General features: G+C 48.4%; 10 protein-coding genes. 4 read left to right on the top strand and 6 right to left on the bottom strand.

Features of this window, described 5'->3' with window-relative positions; all coding sequences use genetic code 11:
- Positions 1 to 197 precede the first annotated feature (197 nt).
- Positions 198 to 992 (top strand): triose-phosphate isomerase, encoded by a 795-nt coding sequence (gene tpiA, locus JMI88_RS17170; RefSeq protein ID WP_201363160.1) that lies wholly within the window; start codon positions 198 to 200, stop codon positions 990 to 992.
- 965 nt (positions 993 to 1,957) lie between these two features.
- On the opposite strand, the gene rpoD is transcribed toward tpiA, so the two are convergent.
- The 3 genes from rpoD to JMI88_RS17155 form a co-directional block, all read right to left on the bottom strand.
- Positions 1,958 to 3,256, bottom strand: coding sequence for an RNA polymerase sigma factor RpoD (gene rpoD, locus JMI88_RS17165; protein WP_201363159.1), 1,299 nt, complete (start codon positions 3,254 to 3,256; stop codon positions 1,958 to 1,960).
- Positions 3,257 to 3,424: 168 nt separating this feature from the next.
- The gene (gene dnaG, locus JMI88_RS17160) at positions 3,425 to 5,521 is read right to left on the bottom strand and encodes a DNA primase (RefSeq protein WP_201363158.1); all 2,097 of its coding nucleotides are present in this window, start codon (positions 5,519 to 5,521) and stop codon (positions 3,425 to 3,427) included.
- 2,299 nt (positions 5,522 to 7,820) lie between these two features.
- A complete protein-coding gene (locus tag JMI88_RS17155; RefSeq protein ID WP_201363157.1) occupies positions 7,821 to 10,238 on the bottom strand; it encodes an amylo-alpha-1,6-glucosidase in 2,418 nt (805 codons plus the stop codon).
- A 569-nt stretch (positions 10,239 to 10,807) separates the two neighbouring features.
- Between JMI88_RS17155 and JMI88_RS17150 the strand changes: the two genes are divergently transcribed.
- The gene (locus JMI88_RS17150) at positions 10,808 to 11,743 is read left to right on the top strand and encodes an ABC transporter substrate-binding protein (protein WP_201363156.1); all 936 of its coding nucleotides are present in this window, start codon (positions 10,808 to 10,810) and stop codon (positions 11,741 to 11,743) included.
- Between the two features lie 77 nt (positions 11,744 to 11,820).
- On the opposite strand, the gene JMI88_RS17145 is transcribed toward JMI88_RS17150, so the two are convergent.
- A complete protein-coding gene (locus tag JMI88_RS17145; protein WP_201363155.1) occupies positions 11,821 to 12,441 on the bottom strand; it encodes an HD-GYP domain-containing protein in 621 nt (206 codons plus the stop codon).
- Between the two features lie 604 nt (positions 12,442 to 13,045).
- Between JMI88_RS17145 and JMI88_RS17140 the strand changes: the two genes are divergently transcribed.
- Together JMI88_RS17140 and JMI88_RS17135 are read left to right on the top strand one after the other, a co-directional pair.
- The gene (locus JMI88_RS17140; RefSeq protein ID WP_201363154.1) at positions 13,046 to 14,344 is read left to right on the top strand and encodes a metallophosphoesterase family protein; all 1,299 of its coding nucleotides are present in this window, start codon (positions 13,046 to 13,048) and stop codon (positions 14,342 to 14,344) included.
- Positions 14,345 to 14,407: 63 nt separating this feature from the next.
- The gene (locus JMI88_RS17135; protein WP_201363153.1) at positions 14,408 to 18,313 is read left to right on the top strand and encodes an AAA family ATPase; all 3,906 of its coding nucleotides are present in this window, start codon (positions 14,408 to 14,410) and stop codon (positions 18,311 to 18,313) included.
- A 292-nt stretch (positions 18,314 to 18,605) separates the two neighbouring features.
- Here the strand turns inward: JMI88_RS17135 and murJ are convergent, their stop codons facing one another.
- Together murJ and JMI88_RS17125 are read right to left on the bottom strand one after the other, a co-directional pair.
- Positions 18,606 to 20,831 (bottom strand): murein biosynthesis integral membrane protein MurJ, encoded by a 2,226-nt coding sequence (gene murJ, locus JMI88_RS17130; RefSeq protein WP_201363152.1) that lies wholly within the window; start codon positions 20,829 to 20,831, stop codon positions 18,606 to 18,608.
- A 184-nt stretch (positions 20,832 to 21,015) separates the two neighbouring features.
- Positions 21,016 to 21,504 carry a hypothetical protein gene (locus tag JMI88_RS17125; protein ID WP_201363151.1) on the bottom strand — a complete coding sequence of 163 codons (489 nt, stop codon included), beginning with the start codon at positions 21,502 to 21,504 and terminating at the stop codon, positions 21,016 to 21,018.
- Positions 21,505 to 21,616 lie beyond the last annotated feature (112 nt).

Here is a 21,616-nt window from a genome sequence, read left to right as displayed (position 1 = left end):
TTCGACGCATATGGCATGCTATAAAAAGCAATCGGAAACGCCGCTCACTCGCGGCTAGCTTTGCTGTCACTCACTCTGCCATGGTCATTGATCACATAATAGAAAATGGATTCACCTGTCAGGCAGCTTCGCTCGTCCGATTGAATGGCATATAAAAAATGGATCTCTGACGATCTATGCTGATAAAGGAGCATTATATGGCAACTTCTCGCACTGCGATTATCGCGGGTAACTGGAAAATGAATATGGGGCCTCAGCAGGCCTCTAGCTTTGCCAGGGAGATTATTCCCGCACTGGGGAGAGTTATCCAGCACAACCCATCTATTATGAGTATTCTCTGTCCTCCTTCGATCTCGCTGGCTTCTGTCCATGAGGTGCTAGAAGCTATGCCAACTTCGGGCGTCGAACTGGGCGCGCAAAATATGTATTATGAGGATAAGGGTGCTTTTACTGGTGAGATTGCACCGGGCATGGTCAAAGAGCTGTGTACAACGGTCATCCTGGGCCATTCGGAGCGCCGTATGTATTTCTGTGAGAGCGACGAACTTGTTAATAAAAAAACGCTGGCTGCCCTTGCCTATGGTCTGCGCCCGATTGTCTGCCTGGGCGAAAACTCGGAACAATATGACTCGGGCGAAACGCAGTCCGTTATTAAAGCTCAAATTCAACAGAGTCTGGCTGGCTTAAGCGATGAACAGGCTTCCCAGATTGTCATCGCCTATGAGCCGATCTGGGCTATTGGCACTGGCAAGGCCGCGACAGCTGTAGGCGCTGGCCATGTCATCCACTTTATTCGCCATACCTATGCCAGCATCTATGGGGAGAGTGCAGCCCAGGCGATTCGTATTCTGTACGGTGGTAGTGTGACCTCCGCTAATATCGGTGAATTCATGGTCCATCCCGATATCGACGGGGGACTGATCGGCGGAGCCAGCATCAAAGATGATTTCGTAGAAATTGTACGCATCTCCGCCGAAACCCGACACCCATAGGTTCGGAGCTCGCCTCCGATTGTCGCCCGCCGCTACGGGGCGGGCGACGAATTGGGAGCACGATGTTTAACAAATAAAGCAGTTAGAAAGCGGAAAGTTCAGAATAAACATTTCGAGCTCCTTCCGCATTGCGGGCGAACATGATCAGCCCCTTTGTTTTCAAGCATTTAGTCCATGAATGCAATTACATTAATTTAAAATAATACTATATTTTATTTACGATATAGAGGCCATTACACAAGCATTAAATTGCATATCACGATAATGGCATATTTTTAAGCAATTAGAAATGCCTCTGAGAGCCACGAGAAAACCTCTTCACTAATTTTTGCCTCTACTATACTATCCAATAAAAGACCACCTCCTATTGAGGCTATAAATGCGTTTCTGGGCATTTTAACATTTAGATTACATGAAAGGTGGAAAAAAAACCATTACTCTCTGGCTTTTTTCCACGCATGTGGATAACATGGGGATATGTGGATAACTTTTCCACAACATGCCATTCATTTGGATGAGCGAAGCCGCCTGAACAGCCACCACTGTTTCTGAGAAAAGATTCGCTCCCAGTGATGAACTCTGGCGGCGGAGCTAGCCGCGAGTGAGCGGCGTTTCCAAATGCTTTTTACAGCATGCTCTTAAGAAGATGCTGACTTATCTGACTATTAAGTGTGTGAGTAACTTTTCCACCTATCTCTACGCATAATATTCTAGCAACAAATGTGGATAACTTTTCCACATTTGCCAGGGTTATCCACATTCTTTCCCAGGTTATCCACACTCTGTCGGTGTGGATAACTTTTCCGTAAACTCTAGATTTGTACTTCTTGTACGTTTAAAGCATTTAATGCTGTGTGTTTATGAGGGTTAAATATAAGAAAAGTGAGCCGTTAGTTAACGGCTCACTTTAAAATGTTGATAAGTTATCCACATTTTTGCAGAGTTATGCACATTGTTAGCGGATACTAATCCAGATAATCTTTTAATTTGCGGCTGCGGCTGGGATGACGCAGTTTACGCAGTGCTTTGGCTTCAATCTGGCGAATACGTTCGCGCGTGACATGGAATTCTTTGCCAACTTCTTCCAGTGTACGACTACGGCCATCGTCTAGACCAAAACGTAGCTGTAAGACTTTGCGCTCACGCTCTGTCAGGCTGTCCAGTACATCTTCAACTTGCTCTTTGAGCAGTTGATGGCTGGCAGCTTCTGCCGGAGCCAGAGCGGTCTGGTCTTCCAGAAAATCACCCAGGTGGCTGTCGTCTTCTTCACCAATCGGTGTTTCCAGGCTAACAGGTTCCTGGCTGACTTTGATGATTTCGCGTACCTTCTCTGCACTGATCTCCATCTGCTCGGCAATCTCTTCCGAGGTTGGTTCGCGTCCGAGATCTTGCAACAGACGACGGCTAATACGGATCAGGCGGTTAATGGTTTCTACCATGTGTACCGGAATACGAATTGTACGAGCCTGGTCGGCAATAGCGCGCGTGATCGCCTGCCGAATCCACCAGGTGGCATAAGTGCTGAACTTATAGCCTTTGGTGTAATCGAATTTTTCGACCGCGCGAATCAGGCCGATGTTGCCTTCCTGAATCAAATCCAGCAAGTTCATGCCACGGCCAATGTATTTTTTGGCTACGCTAACAACCAGGCGTAGGTTGGCCTCGGTCAAACGACGCTGGGCCTCTTCTCCGTCTTCGATATACTTACGATTGGGCTTTACTTTGAGGCGCTCAGCGCGAATGCGTTCCTGCTTGCCTCTTTCCATCAGTTGTGCCAGGCGCACTTCTTCTTCAGCATTCAACAGGGGAACACGGCCGATCTCACGCAAATACATGCGCACAGGATCGTCCAGGCTGCTCTCGAGGTCGGCCACCACAATTCCCAGGCCATCTCCAAGCTCATCCCATTTCGGGTCTGCCAGGATCTCAGCGTCCACTTCTGCTACGTCTTCGGGGCCGGGCTCCCAGTCTGCTGGTGGCTCTTTAGTTGGATCCAGGGCTTCCATAGGCTCTTCGTCCTGTAATTTAAACAGGTCAAATTCCTCGCTTTTCTCAGCGGGTACCGTTACGCTTGCCGCTGGAACGTGAGCATGATGACCGACGGAGTCAATATTAAAGACATCTGCCGTATCATTTAACATGGATTCATCCATATCAAAATGTTCAAGATCAAAAACATTATTCAATGGCCCTGTACTGATGGTGCTGATATTTCCACGGTCATTGTGTACTCGATCCATAACTTCTTGGTCCCGATTCACCATTCTGGCATCCCCCTTCAGAAAACAGGCCTAATATGATAAACAATAAATGATAACAATTCCTGCTCTCTGGTCCGATTTGGTAAAAAATGATTTTTTCATTGCCGCCCCCTTAAAATAGATCGCGGCTATGGTAAGTTGCTTTGTTGCGTTTTACGACGGTTGCTCTACTTACCCCTGTAGCCGTGTGGCGGTATTGAGTGTCAGTAGCTGCCGTTGTATTGTGACAGATTGCTGCTGAAACTGCCTGACAGCGACTTTATCTCCAGCTGCGGCGGCTTCCTGCAAAAGAAATTTTAGTTCTGTATTTAATTGTAACAATCGCATTTTTTTGAGACGAGTAGCACACTGGACTGCTTCTTTTACCAGCGCATCTGCGTCTCTTGGAGACATCGCCTTAACGCTTTCAAGGACCCTGGCGACCGCAGGCATCAGTGCCGAGGGCACAAATTGTTCTAAGGATTGGTATGAAGGGGAAGATTCACGTTGATACACAGAGTTGAGTAAGTGGTACAACTCCCGCGTGTCTGTCCCAGCGAAGTCACCTTCGTTAATTATAACACAAACATGCGGACATAAGCCTGGATTTTGCACGAGTAGCCCAATAAGGTAGTCCTCCCATTTTAACGTACTCCGCTCAGTTCTGTCAAGCCCAATCCTTTCTTTGCTGGCGTTGCTTTTTACGCTATTTTTTTCAGGTTCTGTGCGCTCAGACGAAAATTCTTCGCTTCCCTCAGTACTGGCTTTTGCTGGCTCTTTTTGCTGTGCTTGCTCGACTCCTGCTACTTTCCCACTAAAATTGGCGGTTATACCCGTGGGTTTCTGACCTCGTATGATACGCTGCAATTCATCGTAGAGACTGCGCTCGTCAATGCTGATCATTCCTGCTAGCTTGCGTATATATGCGTCCCTTTTGATGCGGTCGCTGATCATAGCGATGATTGGCAGTAGTCTTTTGGCTGCTTCGGTCTTTCCTCCCGGTTCCCGTAAGTTTAGATCCCCTGTCTTGACAACGAAATAGTAGTCAATAAGTGACAATGGATGGTTGACGGCGTAAAACCAGGTTGAGAAATCTCGCCTGATTACTTCGTCAGGATCTTCTCCTGGTGGGAGCTGGAGTACATTGATTTCTGCGTCGACCTGTTCTTCTAGTCGAATAATACCTCGGGCCTGCTGCTTTGGCGCTTTCTGGCCTTTTTGTCCGTATTGGCGTGCTCCTCTGGCTGCGCTCCCTCCAGCAAGTGGTACCGGGACAAATGTGCGGTCAAATCCTTTGAGCGCTTCTTTGATACCTTGCTCCGTTGCGGCGCTACCCGCTGCGTCAGGGTCAAGGGCCAGTGTGACTTGCCTGGTTAGCTTTTTGAGTTTTTGAATGTGCTTTTCGGTAATTGCGCTACCAATACATGCGACTGTTTGCCTGGTTCCATACTGATGGGCAATAACAGCATCTACGTACCCTTCTACTATAACAACCTGCCCAATTTGCTTTATTGCATCTTTCGCCATATCTATAGCGTATAAAACTGTATTTTTCTCAAATAACATTGTTTGTGGCGAGTTGAGATATTTGGGCTTGCTATCCCCGAGTGCACGACCACCAAAACCAATCACGCGTCCGCGATCGTCACGAATTGGAAAGATTAGCCGGTTGCGAAAGTAATCGTATATGCCATTGCGCTCTCCACCAAAGTTGTCGTTTTCCCGCCAACGGGCCAGCCCACCCATGACTAGCTCTTGTTCAGTGTAACCTCGGCTCAAAAGATAACGCGATAGACCGTCCCACTGCTCGCTCGCATACCCCAGGCTGAAAGAGAGCACAGTATCCGCTGAGATACCTCGACTTTCAACATAGGCCCTGGCATCGGCGGCTTCTTTTGACCTTAGCAGCATCTGGTGAAACCAGAGTAGAGCTTCCTCGTTAAGCTTGCGCAGTCGGTCTCTGGCGGCGCTGGCTTCTCGCTCTTCTTCTGGATTTCCCCCACTGCGGTCTTCGATTTCTACTCCCGTTTTCTCAGCCAGGTAGACCAGCGCTTCGTGAAAATCTAGCCCTTGCTGCTTTTGCACGAAAGAGAAGACGTCTCCACCTTCGTTACAGCCAAAACAATGCCATGTCTGGCTCTCCTGGAATACATAGAACGAGGGTGTACGTTCGTTGTGAAATGGACATAATCCTTTGTAGGATTTTCCCGATTTCTGCAAGGTGACGACTGTACTAATCTCATCTACGACATCTACCTTCGCCTTAATAGTTTCAATTACTGATGTCATACTTTAATCCCTTAGACAAAATGGTCCTTTGTGATGTTTGCTATCGCGATGAGTGGGGGTTATTCCACAAATATAACGAGCCATCTTTCTAAAAGTCGCGTGTATAGTTATTCCGATCCATAACATCGTTATATGTTGTTCCGTTCACTCTGTGGTCGAATTAAAAGTATATGCACAAATATACGAAACTTTTGAAGGTGATATACCTATTGTACTACTTGTAACGATAGATCTGAGGCGACAATCGCGTTGATATAGGACCTCTGGGCTTACTTCGGCCACTGTCCTCTGTCCAGGCCATCTTCATTTTTCGGACCTGTCTTTTTCAGGTTTGTATTGTGCAGTAATTTAGTATTCAACTATCTTTTTTTCTTCGCTAGATATAGACGTCACGATAGCTGCTTTTTTATTTTTTTGTGGACTGCAATCAGGCAACGTTGCTTTTTTTGTATTGCTGTTCGGTGGCTACCGTTTTCTCTTTTTTTCGTCCGATGCTAAAGTTATCCACAGCCCTATACTACTAAGATATATATTTTTTTAAAAAGATATATAAAACAGTAGTAGTAGGGGATGTGGATAAGTGGATAACTTTTTTTTGGAGCGTTTTTTTCTCTTTTTTGACTATGGTCTGCATCAGCCTGCAGAGAGGATCCACAGCTCCAAAAAAAAGTTATCCACACAAGCGTGCAGGCAATCGAATCTATGTGGATAGCCTGTGGATAACATGGGGATAACTTATCCACATAGGGGTAAATGATGAATGAACGTTCATAACTTATCCACAGGTTTTTGCAACTTATCCACAGGTTATCCACAGGTTATCCACATACGTTTTTGGCGGTGGATAAGTTTTCCACATTGATTGTGGAAAAGTCAAAATTATGTGGATAAACCTCCTTTTTATGACTGATTGTACATTTTTGGTCCCTATTATCGAAGTGCGTCTATCGTTTGTTGACAGAATATTTAGCCCCTACTCTGTCAGCTAGCTTATCCAGGAGTCTCTTTTACTACTCGCTTGTTTTGTTTTTATTGATGAGACACAAAAGTTATCCACATTAGCTGTGGATAACTTTTGTAACTGTTGGCAAACTTGTCCGTATATGTAGCCCAATGTGGATAAAATGTGGATAAGTTTTCCACAACCAATGTGGAAAACCCGCCAGTTATATCACGGATTTATCTTTATGAGTCTAATGTGGAAAACTTATCCACATTGATTGTGGATAACTCACATCGTTGTGAGGAAGTTGTGAGGTTTCTGTGAGATTTATTACTAGTTATATAACCAGCTATGAAAAATGTGGATAATGTGGAAAACTTATCAACATTGACTGTGGATAACTCATGTCGTTGTGAGGAAGTTGTGAGATTTCTGTGAACAGTTATATAACCGGCTATATAATTAATAACTGGCTATATAACCAGCTATGAAAAATGTGGATAATGTGGAAAACTTATCCACATTGATTGTGGATAACTCACGTCGTTGTGAGGAAGTTGTGAGGTTTCTGTGAATGGCTATATAGCTGGTTATATGGATTGATAGTAGTGCTATCAACTAGACATAAAGAATGTGGATAATGTGGATAACTTTTCCACATTTTCTGTGGAAAACTTTTTACGTGTGAAAATGGTGTGAAATTATATAACCGGTTATATAACCAGCTATGAAAAATTGTGAGGAAGTTGTGAGGTTTCTGTGAGGTTTGTGGAAAAACTATGTTTATAGGAAAAAAGCTTGGAAAATTCGGCCAGACTGAACTTTATTTCATGCCTGTACCTTTCATATGAGCAGTTTTTCATGCCATTATGTCTACCAAATCCTGGCTGTAGGAACAGGTTTTCCACAAAAGTTATCCACATTCAATGTGGATAACCTGGAAAAAGTGTGGAGAACTCCTCTTTTGGAAAGGACTTTAGTCAGGTGCGCTTGTGTGCGACCAGGAGAATTCGTGTGAATGAAGTTGCGCTGCGCGTCCTGATGCTTTTTACAATATGGTCATTCATTTGGATGAGCGCAGCCGCCTGGGTGGCCATTCCTGGAAATTGAGTCGCTCCAAACCGATGAGTTGTGGCGGCGGAGCTAGCCGCACCCAAGCGGCATTTCCAAGTGCTTTTTATAGCTGGCTGTGTTGCTTGCTGTTGTTTTCTCTTCCTTATTAATAGTATGGTTATGATCTCTAAAACATGACTTGCCCATGCTGCGCAGCTAGCTGATTTCTAGCTCGCCACACAGCATGGGCAGTGCTTCCAGATGAGGCGTCAGGACAATCGTTCCTTATATGGTATCAATTGATTAACGCGGTAAGAGACTTGCAGGATGGTCTATGCGCATTTTGACCAGCTGCTTATAGGTCCGTAATAGCTCCGCTGTACTGAGCAGGGATGCGCTTTGTGGTCCTGCCTGCTGTGGATGGTTGCCGTCGAAGATGTTTTCACACATTCCAAGCAGGCCCTGGCTGAATCTTGCTTGCAGTGGCTCTAGCAATTTCATGCCTTTACGCCATAGATATTCCTGGAATAAATGACTATCTGACTCGGTCAGTGTGTTTTTGCGCTGGTTTAACATGGCGTCAACGTAGGGACCCAGTAGCCAGACCCAGCAGCTGCCTTGATGAAGCGCTTGCTGGTAAGCATGGGGATGCCTGGCGTCGATTTCGATGTGAGGACGGTAACCTGGTTCGTGTGCTGCCATGGTGCGTAGTCCATATGGCGTGAGCAGGTGTTGGGTGATGACCTCGAAGACTTGTTGCTGATAGACCGTGTCCAGTATAGGATGCGATAGGGATAGCGCGAATAGCTGGTTGATGCGAAAGGTGGCGTCATCCCCTTCTGGTCCATCGATGACATCATATAGGTAACCCCGTTCTGGTTGCCAGAAACGTTGCTGGAAGCTGTGTTTGCAGCGGTTGGCATGCTGCTGGTAGTAGGCGGCGCTGTTCTCTATATGGCCTATATACTCCAGGCGTTCTGACCAGCCCTGCATAAGCATCAGGGTGTGATACCAGAGGGCATTGAGTTCGACGGGCTTGCCGGCTCGGGGCGTGATCGGCCGGTCTTCATAATATTCATTCATCCATGTCAGTGCTTTGCCGGCTTTTTCCGCTATCAGTAACCCATCTCTGGGATCGATGTGTATGCCGTTGTGTGTTCCTTGTTTGTAGCGATTGATGCTTTCTGCGAGGCGGGGAAAGATCTCTTCAAGAAACTCATAATGCCCGGTTGCTCGCAGATAGTGATCAAGCGCATAAAAATACCATAGAGTGATGTCGGCATTGCTGTAGTTGTGGTCGGTCAAGGCCTGCTGCGCTGTGGGGAACCGGTCGGGTAGAATCCCTCCTATAAAGTGATCCGCCAGGTCGCGTAAGAATTGATATGCTTCTGCGTAGCGTTCTGTGACGAGCAGGATTCCAGGTAAGGCGATCAGTGCGTCCCGCGTTTTATATTCCTGGGCAAAATAATTTGCTACCAGGGCTACTTTGGGTTGTATTTCTCGCTTGAGGTTGCCCGGTCGGCTGCTCTGCGCTGGCTCTTTGCCAGTTGTTGGATAGTATTGGGTAATAAAGTGTTCGCTGGCATAGAGCAATTGTTGCAGGTAGTGTTGGCCGCCTGCGTAGGGATCTGATGCTGTGGTAACTGGTAGGAGGTGTAGCGGGTTGGATGGTTGAGCGACGTTGTGTGTTGCTGGCTGTGGATGTAGCGCTCTCTCCAGGGCGCGCTGGCGCTGTTCTATGTTTTTCTTGTATAGAGATGCGATGGCGTCACACTGGTAGAGCTGTGGCTCTAGCTTTTCTGTACTGACAATGAGGGTGAGTGTGGCCTGACTGTCTGGCCAGAGCATGGCGCGAATGACCCCCGGAAGATAGAGATCGTCTGTATCGGGTTGGCCGGCTATGGAGTTGCAGCGCCGTATAAAGTTCCAGTACCATACTCCTGTTGGAATGAACGTGGGCTGATTTTCTGCCTGGCCGGTGGCCAGTAGATGATATGGTTGCTTTATGTTGTCAGCCGTGATAGTGCATCCCGTTACTCCTTGAGGCAACTGGTGACTGTATTGGTTTTCTTCGCCTGCTGGTTGGGTGCCTTCTGCTCTGTGGGTTTGTACGTGAATATGCGCTGCCTGTTGGCTACGTTGCGACTGGTTATAAGGACGATTGGCTGTGAATGGTAAGAGGGTCAGGACAAGTGGTTCCTGCCTACCCTGTTCGTTCTCTTGCGTGAGACGACTGGTATTGGCGTTCAGTGGTTCTGTTGTGCCATTACGGGTATAGACTGGTTTGTTCGGATTGGTTGGTCGGAGTACACGGTACTGGATATAGGTTGTGTTGAAGCCGTGGGCCATCCAGATGCGCTTCTCCAGTATCAGCCCGTCTATACCGCCTAGCCGATATGTGAAGATCGGAAAGCCTTCTTCCAGGCGAAATGCTTCCAGGTGCACAAAACCTGATGGATTAAATGTGCCGTCCCTATATTCGTTGGTGCCCAGATAGTAGGTGCGCTGATCAAAGGTGATTTCTTCATCGATTTTCGCGAGCAAAAGCTGTGGTTGTAGTGCATTAGGTAACGATGCTACCAGCAATCCATGTTGCATTCGTGTAAGCACACCGGCGACTGTCCCTGCTGCATATCCTCCCAGACCATTTGTCACGAGCCATTCACGAGAGATAGTTTTATTGAGATCGCAACAGATGTTGCGGTCAAAACTGATGGCCATGCTAGACCCTCCAAGCCCCTCAAGCTGAGTTTCGCGACTACAAGTGCACAGTAGAGTGGTATTGTTGTGTTCTTCGGTTGTTGTTTGTATCTAGCTATTTGATAGTGTATCATAACAGCTTCTGAGAAACAGCATTTGACACGGCGTTTTTCCGGCATCTTTTTTTATAAATGTAAAATTCTTGTTGCACACAGTACATAAAATTCCCTGGTCCGTGATGCCGGGTGTTAATCTAACGTAATTACTTAATAGACGTGGGCATCGTTTGGTGCGCATCTGGTTTAGAAAGTGTCTGAAGTCCATTACGATGGGAAGTCAATCACCCCATGGCTCGGGCACTTGCGCGCCCGAGCCATTTTTTATGCGTTGGTGCAGCTACCCGCGCAAAGCGCGGATAGCTGCACCAACGCATAAAAGACCTTTTGAGCGCTGTAAGCGCGTGGCGTCAGGAGCTGAAGGCGCGAACCCTCTGGCTTTCAGACACACTCTTAAGTGGTTGTAAAGGATGAATGAGTTAAGCCTTTGCTGCATCTGTCTATGCTGTATGTTGAGAGGAGCTTTCATTTTTCATGGTTTATCCTTTTTTGGGGGGCGGGCGGCGCTATCGGTGTCTGAATGTCTTCCTGTCTGTATGTTTGTGCCTGTTCTTTTTGACTGCTTGTGAGGGTGGGTCGGCTTCACCATCTTTACTCTCTACACCTTCACCCACTGTTGATCCTGCTCTGTACGTGATTACTGCTAATGAGCTGACGGTTGGTAGCTATCTCAATTATCCTCCACAGGAGTTCCTTGAGTCTACTTCCAAACAACCCGCTGGTTTTGATATTGATTTAATTAGTGATATTGCTGCAAAGATGCATTTGAAAAATCATGTGGTGTCGAATGATTTTTCGTCCCTGATCGATGGCCTGGTGGCCAGGCGCTTTGATGTGGTTATTTCAGCGGTGAGCATTACTCCTGAAGTGCAAAAGCGGGTCAATTTTATTCCTTATTTTCGCGGCGGTAAGTCTTTTTTGGTGCTTAAGGGAAACCCTCTGGCTGTACATTCTTTAGTGGATTTGTGTGGTAAGTCTGTGGCTGTGCAAGAACAGACTTCTGAGCCTCGTGAGTTGTTGAGTATGGGGGAGATGTGTCGTCAGAATAGTCAGCCTGCGATAAATGTGGTGACAGTGAAGCAGTATGATGCTGCTCTTCAGTTGTTGCAGAGCCAGCGTGTGGCTGCTGCTTATGAAGATGCTTCGGTAGCCGATTATTCGTTGTTGCTTCATCCAAATGTCTTGCAGCGGGTCGGTGGAACGGTTGGGGTGACGACAGAGGGTATTCTGGTGCGTAATGATGATGTGGCGCTGTCCTCTACTATCAGGTTGGCCCTGGAGTCTTTACAACAAAATGGTACCTACCACTCTTTAATTCAAAAGTGGGGACTCTATAGCGGCGATATTACGGTCCCGGCTAATTATAATATCCAGTCACAGACCGCTACTGGGAGCTATTGGAAGAGGTAAGTTTGGCACTACAATGACAAAGGCTGGTCCTGCGGTTGAGACCAGTCTTTGTTGCTGTTTTGGTTGCTTTTCTGGTGCTAGGAACCAGCTATAAACATGTTATAAAAGCCTGGTTGGCGTAGGCTCTTTAAGGAAATACCACAGATATGCTGCGAGAGGGTGAAATCTGGCGTGATGTCTAGTAAATGCACAAATGCCTGCAAGATGACGGGATCAAAGTTGGTACCTGAGCTAGCCAGGAGTCGCTCTCGTGCTTCGTCCATGGTGAGTGGGGCTTTATATGGACGCTGTGAGGTGAGGACGTCGTAGACGTCGGCTACGGTCAGTATCCTTGAACTGAGTGGTATTTCTTCGCCTTTTAGCTTGGCAGGATAGCCTTGCCCGTTCCAGGATTCATGATGATATAGCACCGCTTCCACATAGAAAGGGTGAACCTCATACCCGATTAATATTCTCGCTCCTGTAATTGGATGGCGTTCCATCTTCTGCCTTTCCTCTGTTGAGAGGGCTGCCGATTTGTTTAAGATGTCGTTGCCTATCCAGGTTTTGCCTAGATCATGGACTAGCGCAGCCAGTGCTAGATCCCTTGCTTCTCGCCGACTCCAGCCAAGGTAGCGTGCCAGCCTTTGAGCATAAACCGCTACTCGGCGTGAGTGTTCGTAGGTGACGATGTCACGCTCTTGAATGCTCTGAGCCAATGAGAGGAGCACTTTTTTTGTTTCTTTGTCTCTCTCTAAATGTGATAAATACTTTACAGCCACCACTCTGCTCTCCCACATATCTAACGGAACTTGGTAACTTTCTGGCTACCAATAACGAATACGAATGAATTGCTCTAATATAAAGCGAATAATACCAATTGGCTATCATCGACCAACTTTTTGCCTGGTATTTAAATCTTGGTTGATGCTTGCCTTTATGTTATGTTTTTTCTTGCTGTATTTTGGTGGATCGTTATCATATTAATATTTCATTTTTCATACTGTCTACGACAAAGGAGGAATAAGTACTTTTGTATTACTTTGTACTACTCCTCTTATCCCCCAAATAGTCCCTCTTACCATCATGATTCGTTTTTAATCGTCTGCTTTTGTGATAGACTCACCTTGAGAAAAGAGTACTAACATCCAGCAGTGTTCACTTGTAAAGACAGAATGCATAAATGTGAATGCTGACCGATTATTTCTGGTCGACCGGGCTGGATCTAACCTGATCAGGTTAGATGTGTGAATGGAGCCTGGCTGCGTTTGTCAGCGTTGGAGTAGCTTGCTTCTCTAGTTAGCTAACAAGGAAGTGGTCCCGATGGGAGATGATATTTTGAAACAAGATTTGAAACCAGATGCCATCCCTGAGAATCAGCAGCGTGAGGGTGTGATTACGGTGGTGCTGACGGCGGATAACCATCTGGGTTACACGGGGTTTGGACAACATCCTCGTAAGCGTGAGGAGCGCCAGCAGCGTTTGCGCCATGCGTTTCAGCAGGCAACAGATTTCGCGATTGTTCAGGGGGTCGATTTATTTGTTCAGGCGGGCGACCTTTTTGATACGACGACTCCGGATGAGCGGGACCGCAGTTTTGTGGCGGAGCGCTTGGCTCAGCTAAAGCAGGCTGGTGTGCAGACTTTCGCTCTCGGTGGAGTGCATGATACGCCAACTGCCGCTCAGTCTTTGTTGGGCGATACGACGCCGGCCCCTCAGATGAGCTATGCTCGCCTGGGCGCTCTTCAGTATTTGTCTCCGACACAGAAAAGCCCATCATCACAGCTTGAGCCTGTCATTGTCGATGTGCGGGGTACGACGGTCGGTATCTGTGGCCTGGGTGTACTGGCTGGTCAGGTGGGCGATCCTATGGCCAATTTGCAGGTTGATTTGGAGATTGAGCGAGCCAATATTCCTTTGCTGGTCTTGCATGCCCCTATTGAGGGGCTGACGGTCGGTTCTTCTCTCCTTGATACACGGGCTGTGGTAGCACAGCAGAGCATTCGCGAACAGACCGTTTTTTCTTATATTCTTGAAGGCTATCATCACAATCATAGTCGTTTGCAGATCGGCCAGACCGATGTCATTGTGGCGGGGGCAACCCAGTATATCGATTTTAGTACGCCCGATCAGGCTCCAGGATTTGTTTTTCTGGGGCTGGCGGCTGATGGCGTGCGCTGGTGCAATCACATTAGCGTCGATGCTCTTTCTATGCATAGCCTGGCTATTTCGACTGAAGAACTCTGGCCTGCTGATTCGACAAGTTCTCCGACCGGGATTATGTTGGAGCGCCTGCGTCCTCTCTGTAATGATGATGCGATGATTCTTTTGCGTCTAAATGGAGAGTTGACCCGTAGCGCGTATCATCAACTTGACCTTAATCAAATTCGTCGCTATGGAGAAGAGCATTGTTTTGCTCTGGCCATCGATGATAGCGCCCTTTCCGTTTTAAATGAGGAGGTTCCGGTCTCCGTTGAGGCGGGTGAGCGTCTCTCTTTGCGCGAGGAGCTATCTTCACTGGCCGATGAGTGGATCTCTTCCGCTGCTGCTGATGAACAGAAAGCTTTGCGCTTCACGAAAGAGGAATTATTGTTGGCGATAGATGAGATGAAAAGTAGGTAGTAGCTGCGATGGTTGGTATCCAGTCGAGCCTTTCAGTCTGGCACTGGCGAACGGAGTAGACCCATGATAATTCTAAAGCATGTAACAATTGAGCGGTTCAGGCTTTTGCGTTCTATGAACCTGCATTTCCCTCAACGTGGTAGTATCTTGATTCAGGGCCCCAATGAGGCTGGGAAGTCTGCTCTCATTGAAAGTCTTTATTTTGCATTGTATGGCGAACCTCTGACTTCTCGGCGCGATCATAGATCTCTAGATGATTTGATTTCTTATGGCTCAGCGAGTGCGGTGGTGACTCTTACCCTTTCGGTTGGTGCGACTGAACTAACGATCGCTCGTACGATTGAGCGTGGCCATGGGCAGTCGGCCTCTTTGCAGATTCGGCAACTGGGCATGCCCGATGAGCCGCCGATTACTGATCTGGCGACTGTAAATGCACGCATTATTTCTGAACTGGGTAACTTGAATGGGGAGACTCTGCGTGAGTCTGGACTGGTTGAGCAGAAGGGGCTGACGCTGCTGGAGTCTATTTCTGGCTCGGCTCGCGAGAAGACGATTCGTAATTTGCTGGGATTGGATGCGGCGACGGCCCTGTCTGAGCAGTTTCAGGTGAAGCCTGAGGATGAAGAGCAGTTGCATGTTTGCTCTGAACGACTTTCGCTGGCTGAGATTCAGGCACACATTCCAGAGCTTCGTGAGCAACTGGAACAGTTTGAGATGGCCCTCGATGCTGTTCAGGTGAATGAGTACCTGGCCGATATCGATCAACAAGAGGCGGATATCAGTGAACTTGAGCAGAGCCTGGAGCAGATTCATGATCAGCGCCTGGAGCTGAAAAGTCAGCAGGGACGTATTCAGCAGTTGAAGAAGGCTGATGTAACCCTCTCTGAGATTATTGCATCTTATGATGATATCGCTGAGGCGCGCCGTGAATTGCCTTCGCTTGAGCACCGTATCGCTGAGTTGGAGCGCCGTGAGCGCGAAGAATTACCTCAGGTTGAGAAGCGCGTGAGCGATCTGGCTGAGCTGACGCGTTCCTTTGGTACGTTGCAGCGGATGTCGAATGATTTGTTGACGGCTGTGGACTCTATTAAAGATTTAGAGCAGGAAGTTCGGGAATATCAAGAGACAAATCAGCATCTGCAGATGCTGGATGAGCAGATTAATCAGGCTCGCTTACGCCTGGAGGATACTCAAAAGAATCTGCAGGAGATGGAGGAGCAGCGGCGCGCTCGGCGTCCTCAATTAGAGGAGCGTTTGCAGCGCTTGCAGTTTCTGGCCGAGCGCTTGCAGCATCTACGCCAGCTTGAAGAGAGTTATACGCGCCGTGTTTCTGGCCGGGGATTGGCTGAAGATAATGCGGCTCATTTGCAAAAGGTTATTCAGAATATCAATGATGCTGAGCAAGAGCTGGAATTGGCGGAATATGAGGTTCAGCAGATCCAACAGCAGAGTGATACCCTGGAGAAGTTGTGGCGCCAGCTACATATTCGTCACCAGGTGGAGGAGTGGCATCGGTTGAAGGGCCTGGCCCAGGGTTTGACGCAGGCTGAACAACATGTTCATCAGGCTCGCCAGCAACAGGAAAGTGTGACTGCACAGAAACTTGCTACGCGCGATACCGCCCATAAGTATATGCTTGCGATGGGTGGCTGTGTCCTGGGTGTTATTATTTGTTTGTTGTTGGCCCTCTTTATGCTGGCAAGCAATTTTGTTGTGTCGATCATTGCTGGAATTGTGTTGTTGCTGTTGCTCGCTCCCGTCTACCTGAGCTATCAGCGCTACCAGAAGAGCCGCCAGGAGGAAAACGCCTTTAAGCTCCAGGAGCAGGAGGCCATTAGCCGGGTGGGGAAGATGGTGGCTGCCCGCGAGACGGCTGTGCGTATGGTTGGCGATGATAGTGTTCTGCACGAGGTTGAGCAGGAAATCACATCTCTCGGTGGCTCGATTCCTCCAACCCTGGAGGAGGCCCAGTTGTTCCTGGATGGTACACGCGATCAGGGGGATCTGGCTGAGGCCCAGCGGAAGAAGAACGCGAAGCTCGAAGAGGTTAATGCTGCGCGTAGCCGCGTTAATGTGAAGAAGGAGGCTGTGGAGGCCCTGAGTAAAGAGCGCTCGCGCCTGGAAGAAATGCGTAAGCGTGAGCAGTGGGATAATATTGAGGAAAACCTGCAGAAAGATCAGGTGGCCGTTGAGCTGATGCATCAGGAGATTACTTTGCTAGCAGGTCAGGAGAATCTGCCAATGCCGAGTATCAATGCTCGTGTTCAGGCTAGTCCGGTTCCCCTTTCTCAATCTTCTTTTGCTTCTGGTGCACTGGCTCCCGTGCGTCCTGAGGAAGATATTATTGGTGTTCCTGATCTTGAGAGTATAGTTGATAGTACGATTAAGGCTACAGAACATGAAATTGCCTCTCTGGATGGCAAGCTAGATGTTGTGGCCGAACTGGCCAGGCAGACGAAGGCCAATCAAGAGAGTCTGGATTCCTTACTTGAAAGGAAGCGTACCCTCGAAGAGCGCAATGCTCGCTATAAGGATCATACCCCTGAGGCGCAGATTGAGCGTGCCCGTGAGCAGCAGCTGGCTTTGAGCAGCGCTTTGCAGTCGCTAAAAGATTCTTTGCGTCAGCGAGTAAAACCTTTGGGGGTGCGGTTTGGTCAGGCTGAGGTTGGCAATGCTGAGACAACGGCCCGGCGCCAGCTTGAAGAATTGCATATCACGCTGGGCAATAAGATTATGCTCCAGGAGAGCCATGCGCGCTATACGGTTTTACTGCGGGATCGTCAGGAATCTTTATCCGAGCATTATAAGCAACTGGCGAAGTTTAGCAATTCTCTGGGTAGCTGGATCGTTCCTTTAAATCCTTTTGCCGAGGCTCTGGTGGCTCTCCGTAACCGTTGCCAGAAGGAGCTACAGGAGGCGAATGAAGAGAATATCTTGCATGAGTTGACGTCCTTGCAGCATCAGGAACAGGCTTCTCTTGCCCGTATAGAGCTTTGCCAGCAAGAAATTCGTGGCGCTCAGGCTTCTATTGCTAATCTGCTGGCTGCCCACGATTGTGAGCAGTTTGACAGTTATGCGCGCCGCGATCTGGTAGCTGCCTGGTCTCTGTTGGATGAGTACCCGGCTGAGGAGCGCCAGCGCCTTGAGGATGAGTATGCAGCCCATCAACAGGAGTTACAAGATCTGCTGCAGCGCGCTGATGCTCTGGCGCAGAAGTTGCAGACCGGCGATGAGCCGCTGGATCTTGAACAGATACGCGCACAGATGGAACAGGAGGAGCGTTCTTACCAGATTAAGAAGCATGGCCATCGCTTATTGCAAGAGGCTGAGCAGCGACTTCTGCGCAAGGTTCAGCCGCGTACTGAGTATTATATGCAGCAGATTTTGCCTTTGTTGACTGGCGGCCGCTATCACGATGTGCATTTGACGACTGAGCCAGAAGTGGGCACTATTAGCGGCGGCCCGTTTCAGATCGAGGTTTGGGATAGCGGTGCGGGTGAATATATATCTACTTCAGCGCTTTCCAGTGGCGCGGCCGATCTACTTTCTTTGTCCTTGCGTCTGGCCTTTGCTATTGCTACCTTGCCGGGTGATTTGAATGTCGCGCCGGGTTTTGTGTTGCTTGATGAGCCATTGAGTTCCTTTGATCGTGGCCGTGCCCAGGCATTGGTCGATGTCGTTACAGGCGATATTATGAGCCAGCATTTTGAGCAGATTATCCTGCTTTCACATAGTAGCGCTTTTGATCCGGCTATGTTCCCTTATCATATTTATATGGATAGTGGGTTCGTGTTTGAGAGTAACTTGCCGATAGTTGCTCTGGATGCTGCCCCTCAGACCCTTACCAGTTCCGATAACCTGCCTTTTACTCCGGTTCCTGAGGATTTCGATGAGGAGGAGGATGGCGACGAAACGGCCGTTGTTGCCGCCATCAAATTGCCCTCAAATAAGCAATCATCGTCTCACTAGCATGCGTACAGGCGCACGCTGGCCTGGGGGCGCGACGCCCCTCTCTCTTTTTATAATGTTTTGCGACACATGCGCTGCAGCGCATGTGTCGCAAAACATCTGGAATTCCTTGGGAGCACCGCAGGTGCGAAATCTCATAGAGATCCGACGCTTTATTGAGAGTGAGGTGCGTAGTGTCAGAGGCCGCAGGCACAAAAAGCTTGCTTTTCATCTCCCTCTTACAGCGCAAGCTTTGCACCACTGCATAAAAAAGAGATTGGGAGTATGCCCGCATCCGCCCTGGGTGGACGCTTCACAGTATCCAGGATAATTTAAAGCGATCCAGCAGGCGCCGGATCGGCCCCATCTCTTCGATTCCGAAGAAGCGTGCCAGGCGTAGATATACGATGGTGCCGATCATGAGCTCGATCCCTAATTTCAGGATTGCTATGCCTATTTCGGTGACACCGGTGAACATGAAATGGTTGATGTCGGTCGTGTTTAATGCTGTATCCAGCAGCACCCGGCTGACAAAGACGGCAATGCTCATGCCAGCGGTGGCGGCTAGCACACGTACTGCAAAGATTCCCAGCGAACGCTCGGTTAGTCCTCTAACTCTATGGTGCAATAACACAAAGAGGGCGATGGCTTCCAGAATGCTGGCAATGGTCGTGGAGAGAGCCAGTGAACTCATGCCCCAGAAAACCCCTCCAATAAATGTGAATGGAGTGATCAGGATCAGGCTTAAGGCGATTTTGAGAATAAATTGTCCGACACTGATGATGACTGGCGTCTTGCTGTCCCTCATGGCATAAAATGAGCGGGTGAGAATCTCGATGGTGGCGAATGCCGGGAGGCCAAGTGCGAACATGTTTAGGGCTAGCACTGTGGCGTTGGCTTTCTCCAACGTAAAATTGCCTGCTTTATCTACAATGTAGCTTCCGTGGGCTAGCAGGGTCTGCACGATTGGAAGACCCAGCAGGATTAATCCAAGGCAGGATGGAATGGATAGGAAGAGGATGCCGCGCAGGGTTTCCAGGATTAAGCCTCGCACTTTGTCCATGTTTCCACGCGTGACGTATTCTGCTAGCGTTGGGAAGGTGGCGGTAGCCAGGGCCATACCAAAGACGCCCAGCGGCAATTGCATTAACTGCATCGCCTGGATAGATTCTGTTTTGAGGCCGTTGATGATGTCACTATCTACGTTAATCAGACCCAGGCGACCGATGAGAAAACTATCTACAAAGACTGATGAAGAAAGCATGGCTGCGTTAAAGATGCGAGGTAGCATCTGGCGTCCAATCTGGATGACCGCTGGATTCCGCCAGTCGATGGATGGTCTGAAGTGCATTCCGACTTTGGGTAAGCCAGGTAGTTGTATGCCTACCTGGATCATGGCTCCTAGAATGATGCCAACGCTGGCTGAATAAACGGCGAATTGGGGATTACCATGCCCGGTAATTTTGAGGATAAGGCCGGGCGTGAGCCCGATAATCGATCCTGCATTGTATAGGACGGTCCCGATAGCTGGTAAAAAGAAGTTATGGCGCGCATTGAGGACGGCGTTGGTAATTGAGCCTGCGCCCAGGATGATTGATTGCAGTAGCATGATGCGTACCAGGTTGACGATGATCGGTATGGTGGCGGCCCGGTCTGGAGTGGTCGGTGGATTATATAACGGGACGATTTTGTCGGCGAAAATGGCGGCGATTACGGCCAGAATGACCATTACCAGGGTGGCTAGCGTCAGTGAGGCGTTGGCGATATGCCAGGCTGTCTTTTCGTCTTTGTCTTTGCTGATATAACGGGTGAATACTGGGATGAATGCTGAACTCAGCGCCCCGCCCGCTACGATATTGAAGATGGTATCTGGTATCGTGAAGGCCTGGTAGAAAGCATCCGAGAAAATTGTTGCACCCAGCACGTAGGCAGTGATGCTGGTTTTGGCCAGTCCCAGGACGCGACTGGCGATGAATGAGCCACTCAAAATAAAGGTGGCCTGGCTGACCCTTACCTTTTTCATTGCCCCTGTATCTTGCTTTGTTTCTGCTGCTTCCTGAATTTCGTGTGCCTGTGCGTCTGCGGTTGCTATGTCTTGTAGGGGCATCAATGAGTAGAGTGGTTTCGTGTGGGTAATCTGGGGCTTTTTGAATGTATGAGTGATGTCCTGTTTGCTTTGGCGCTGCTGACGCGATCTCTGATAGAGCCGTTGTTGCAGGTTGGCCATGCGTAGCTGTGATACTGGCTGCGACGGTTGCGGTGCGTCAAAATACTGATATTCCATGCCCTGGCCATATCCAAGTGAGGTCCCCATATCCTCAATTGCTTCCTGATAATTGGGGGGCATAGTGGTTTGGATCCAGGGCATCTGTACATCAGCAATCGGAGACGCCGACGGTGTTGGCTTGTGTTCGTGCAGTGAATAGGGGATCTCTTTGACTTCTAGTAACGGTTGGGAATCCTGCAACTTGTCAGTGGTGCTGTCCTGACTAGCTGATTTGTGGGGAGGTAACGAAGGCGGTTGTCGTTCGTTTTCCATTTATTCTTCTGCTTCTATGTCTTTAGCAATACATGTAAAGCCTTTGCTGATTTGACATGAATCTCTTGTAGCTCGTTGTTCTAACCTGAAGAATGCTTTATGGCGAAGCATAACACATCGTTGTGCTTTCTGCTACCATACTCTACTGCAATAGCACTATTTGGCCCGGGCAGCCATTGAGCATTTATTGGAAGATCGAACGGATGGAGCGCCAGGCGCTGGGGGGGCCATTTATAACCGCTGGACACCAACCGGGCTCTCCAAAGAGCAGGTTTGGGTCCCATTTGGGATTCTTGCTATAGAAGCAGTAACGAATTTGCCAGTGCTGACCTACTTTCTTTTTTTCATAACAGGCCGTCTCGACTCCAAGGTGGAACGCTAATAATTGGGCATAATAGGATTGGAGATTATATTCCATTGTATCTGTGTCAAGCTCGTGTTCTGTAAATGACATTTGAATGTCGAAGCTATATGGATAGTCTTTGACTTCTGGATCTCGATCTTCTTCGGTTGTTTTATGGATGAGTACTAGCATACCCAGCATGTCAAATTGGCAGTAGGGCTCTTCGGCAGAAGAATCAAGTGTGAATGGGGGTAGCGATAAGAGGTCGCGTATCTCCGTGGCAAGTTGCTGTAACGATTTGTCTGTCTTGATGCAGATTTGAGATGACATATGGACCCCTCCTTGCGGGTACGGGAGGTTTGTGTAAATATCTGATCTTCATCTTACCCCTGATGAGTAGAGGTGTCAAGCTATATGATTGCAATCAAGAGGAATGTTTAAA

This window comes from Dictyobacter formicarum, assembly GCF_016587435.1.
The sequence above is the reverse complement of the archived record's forward strand: the minus strand, read 5'-3'. Positions and strand labels throughout refer to the sequence as shown.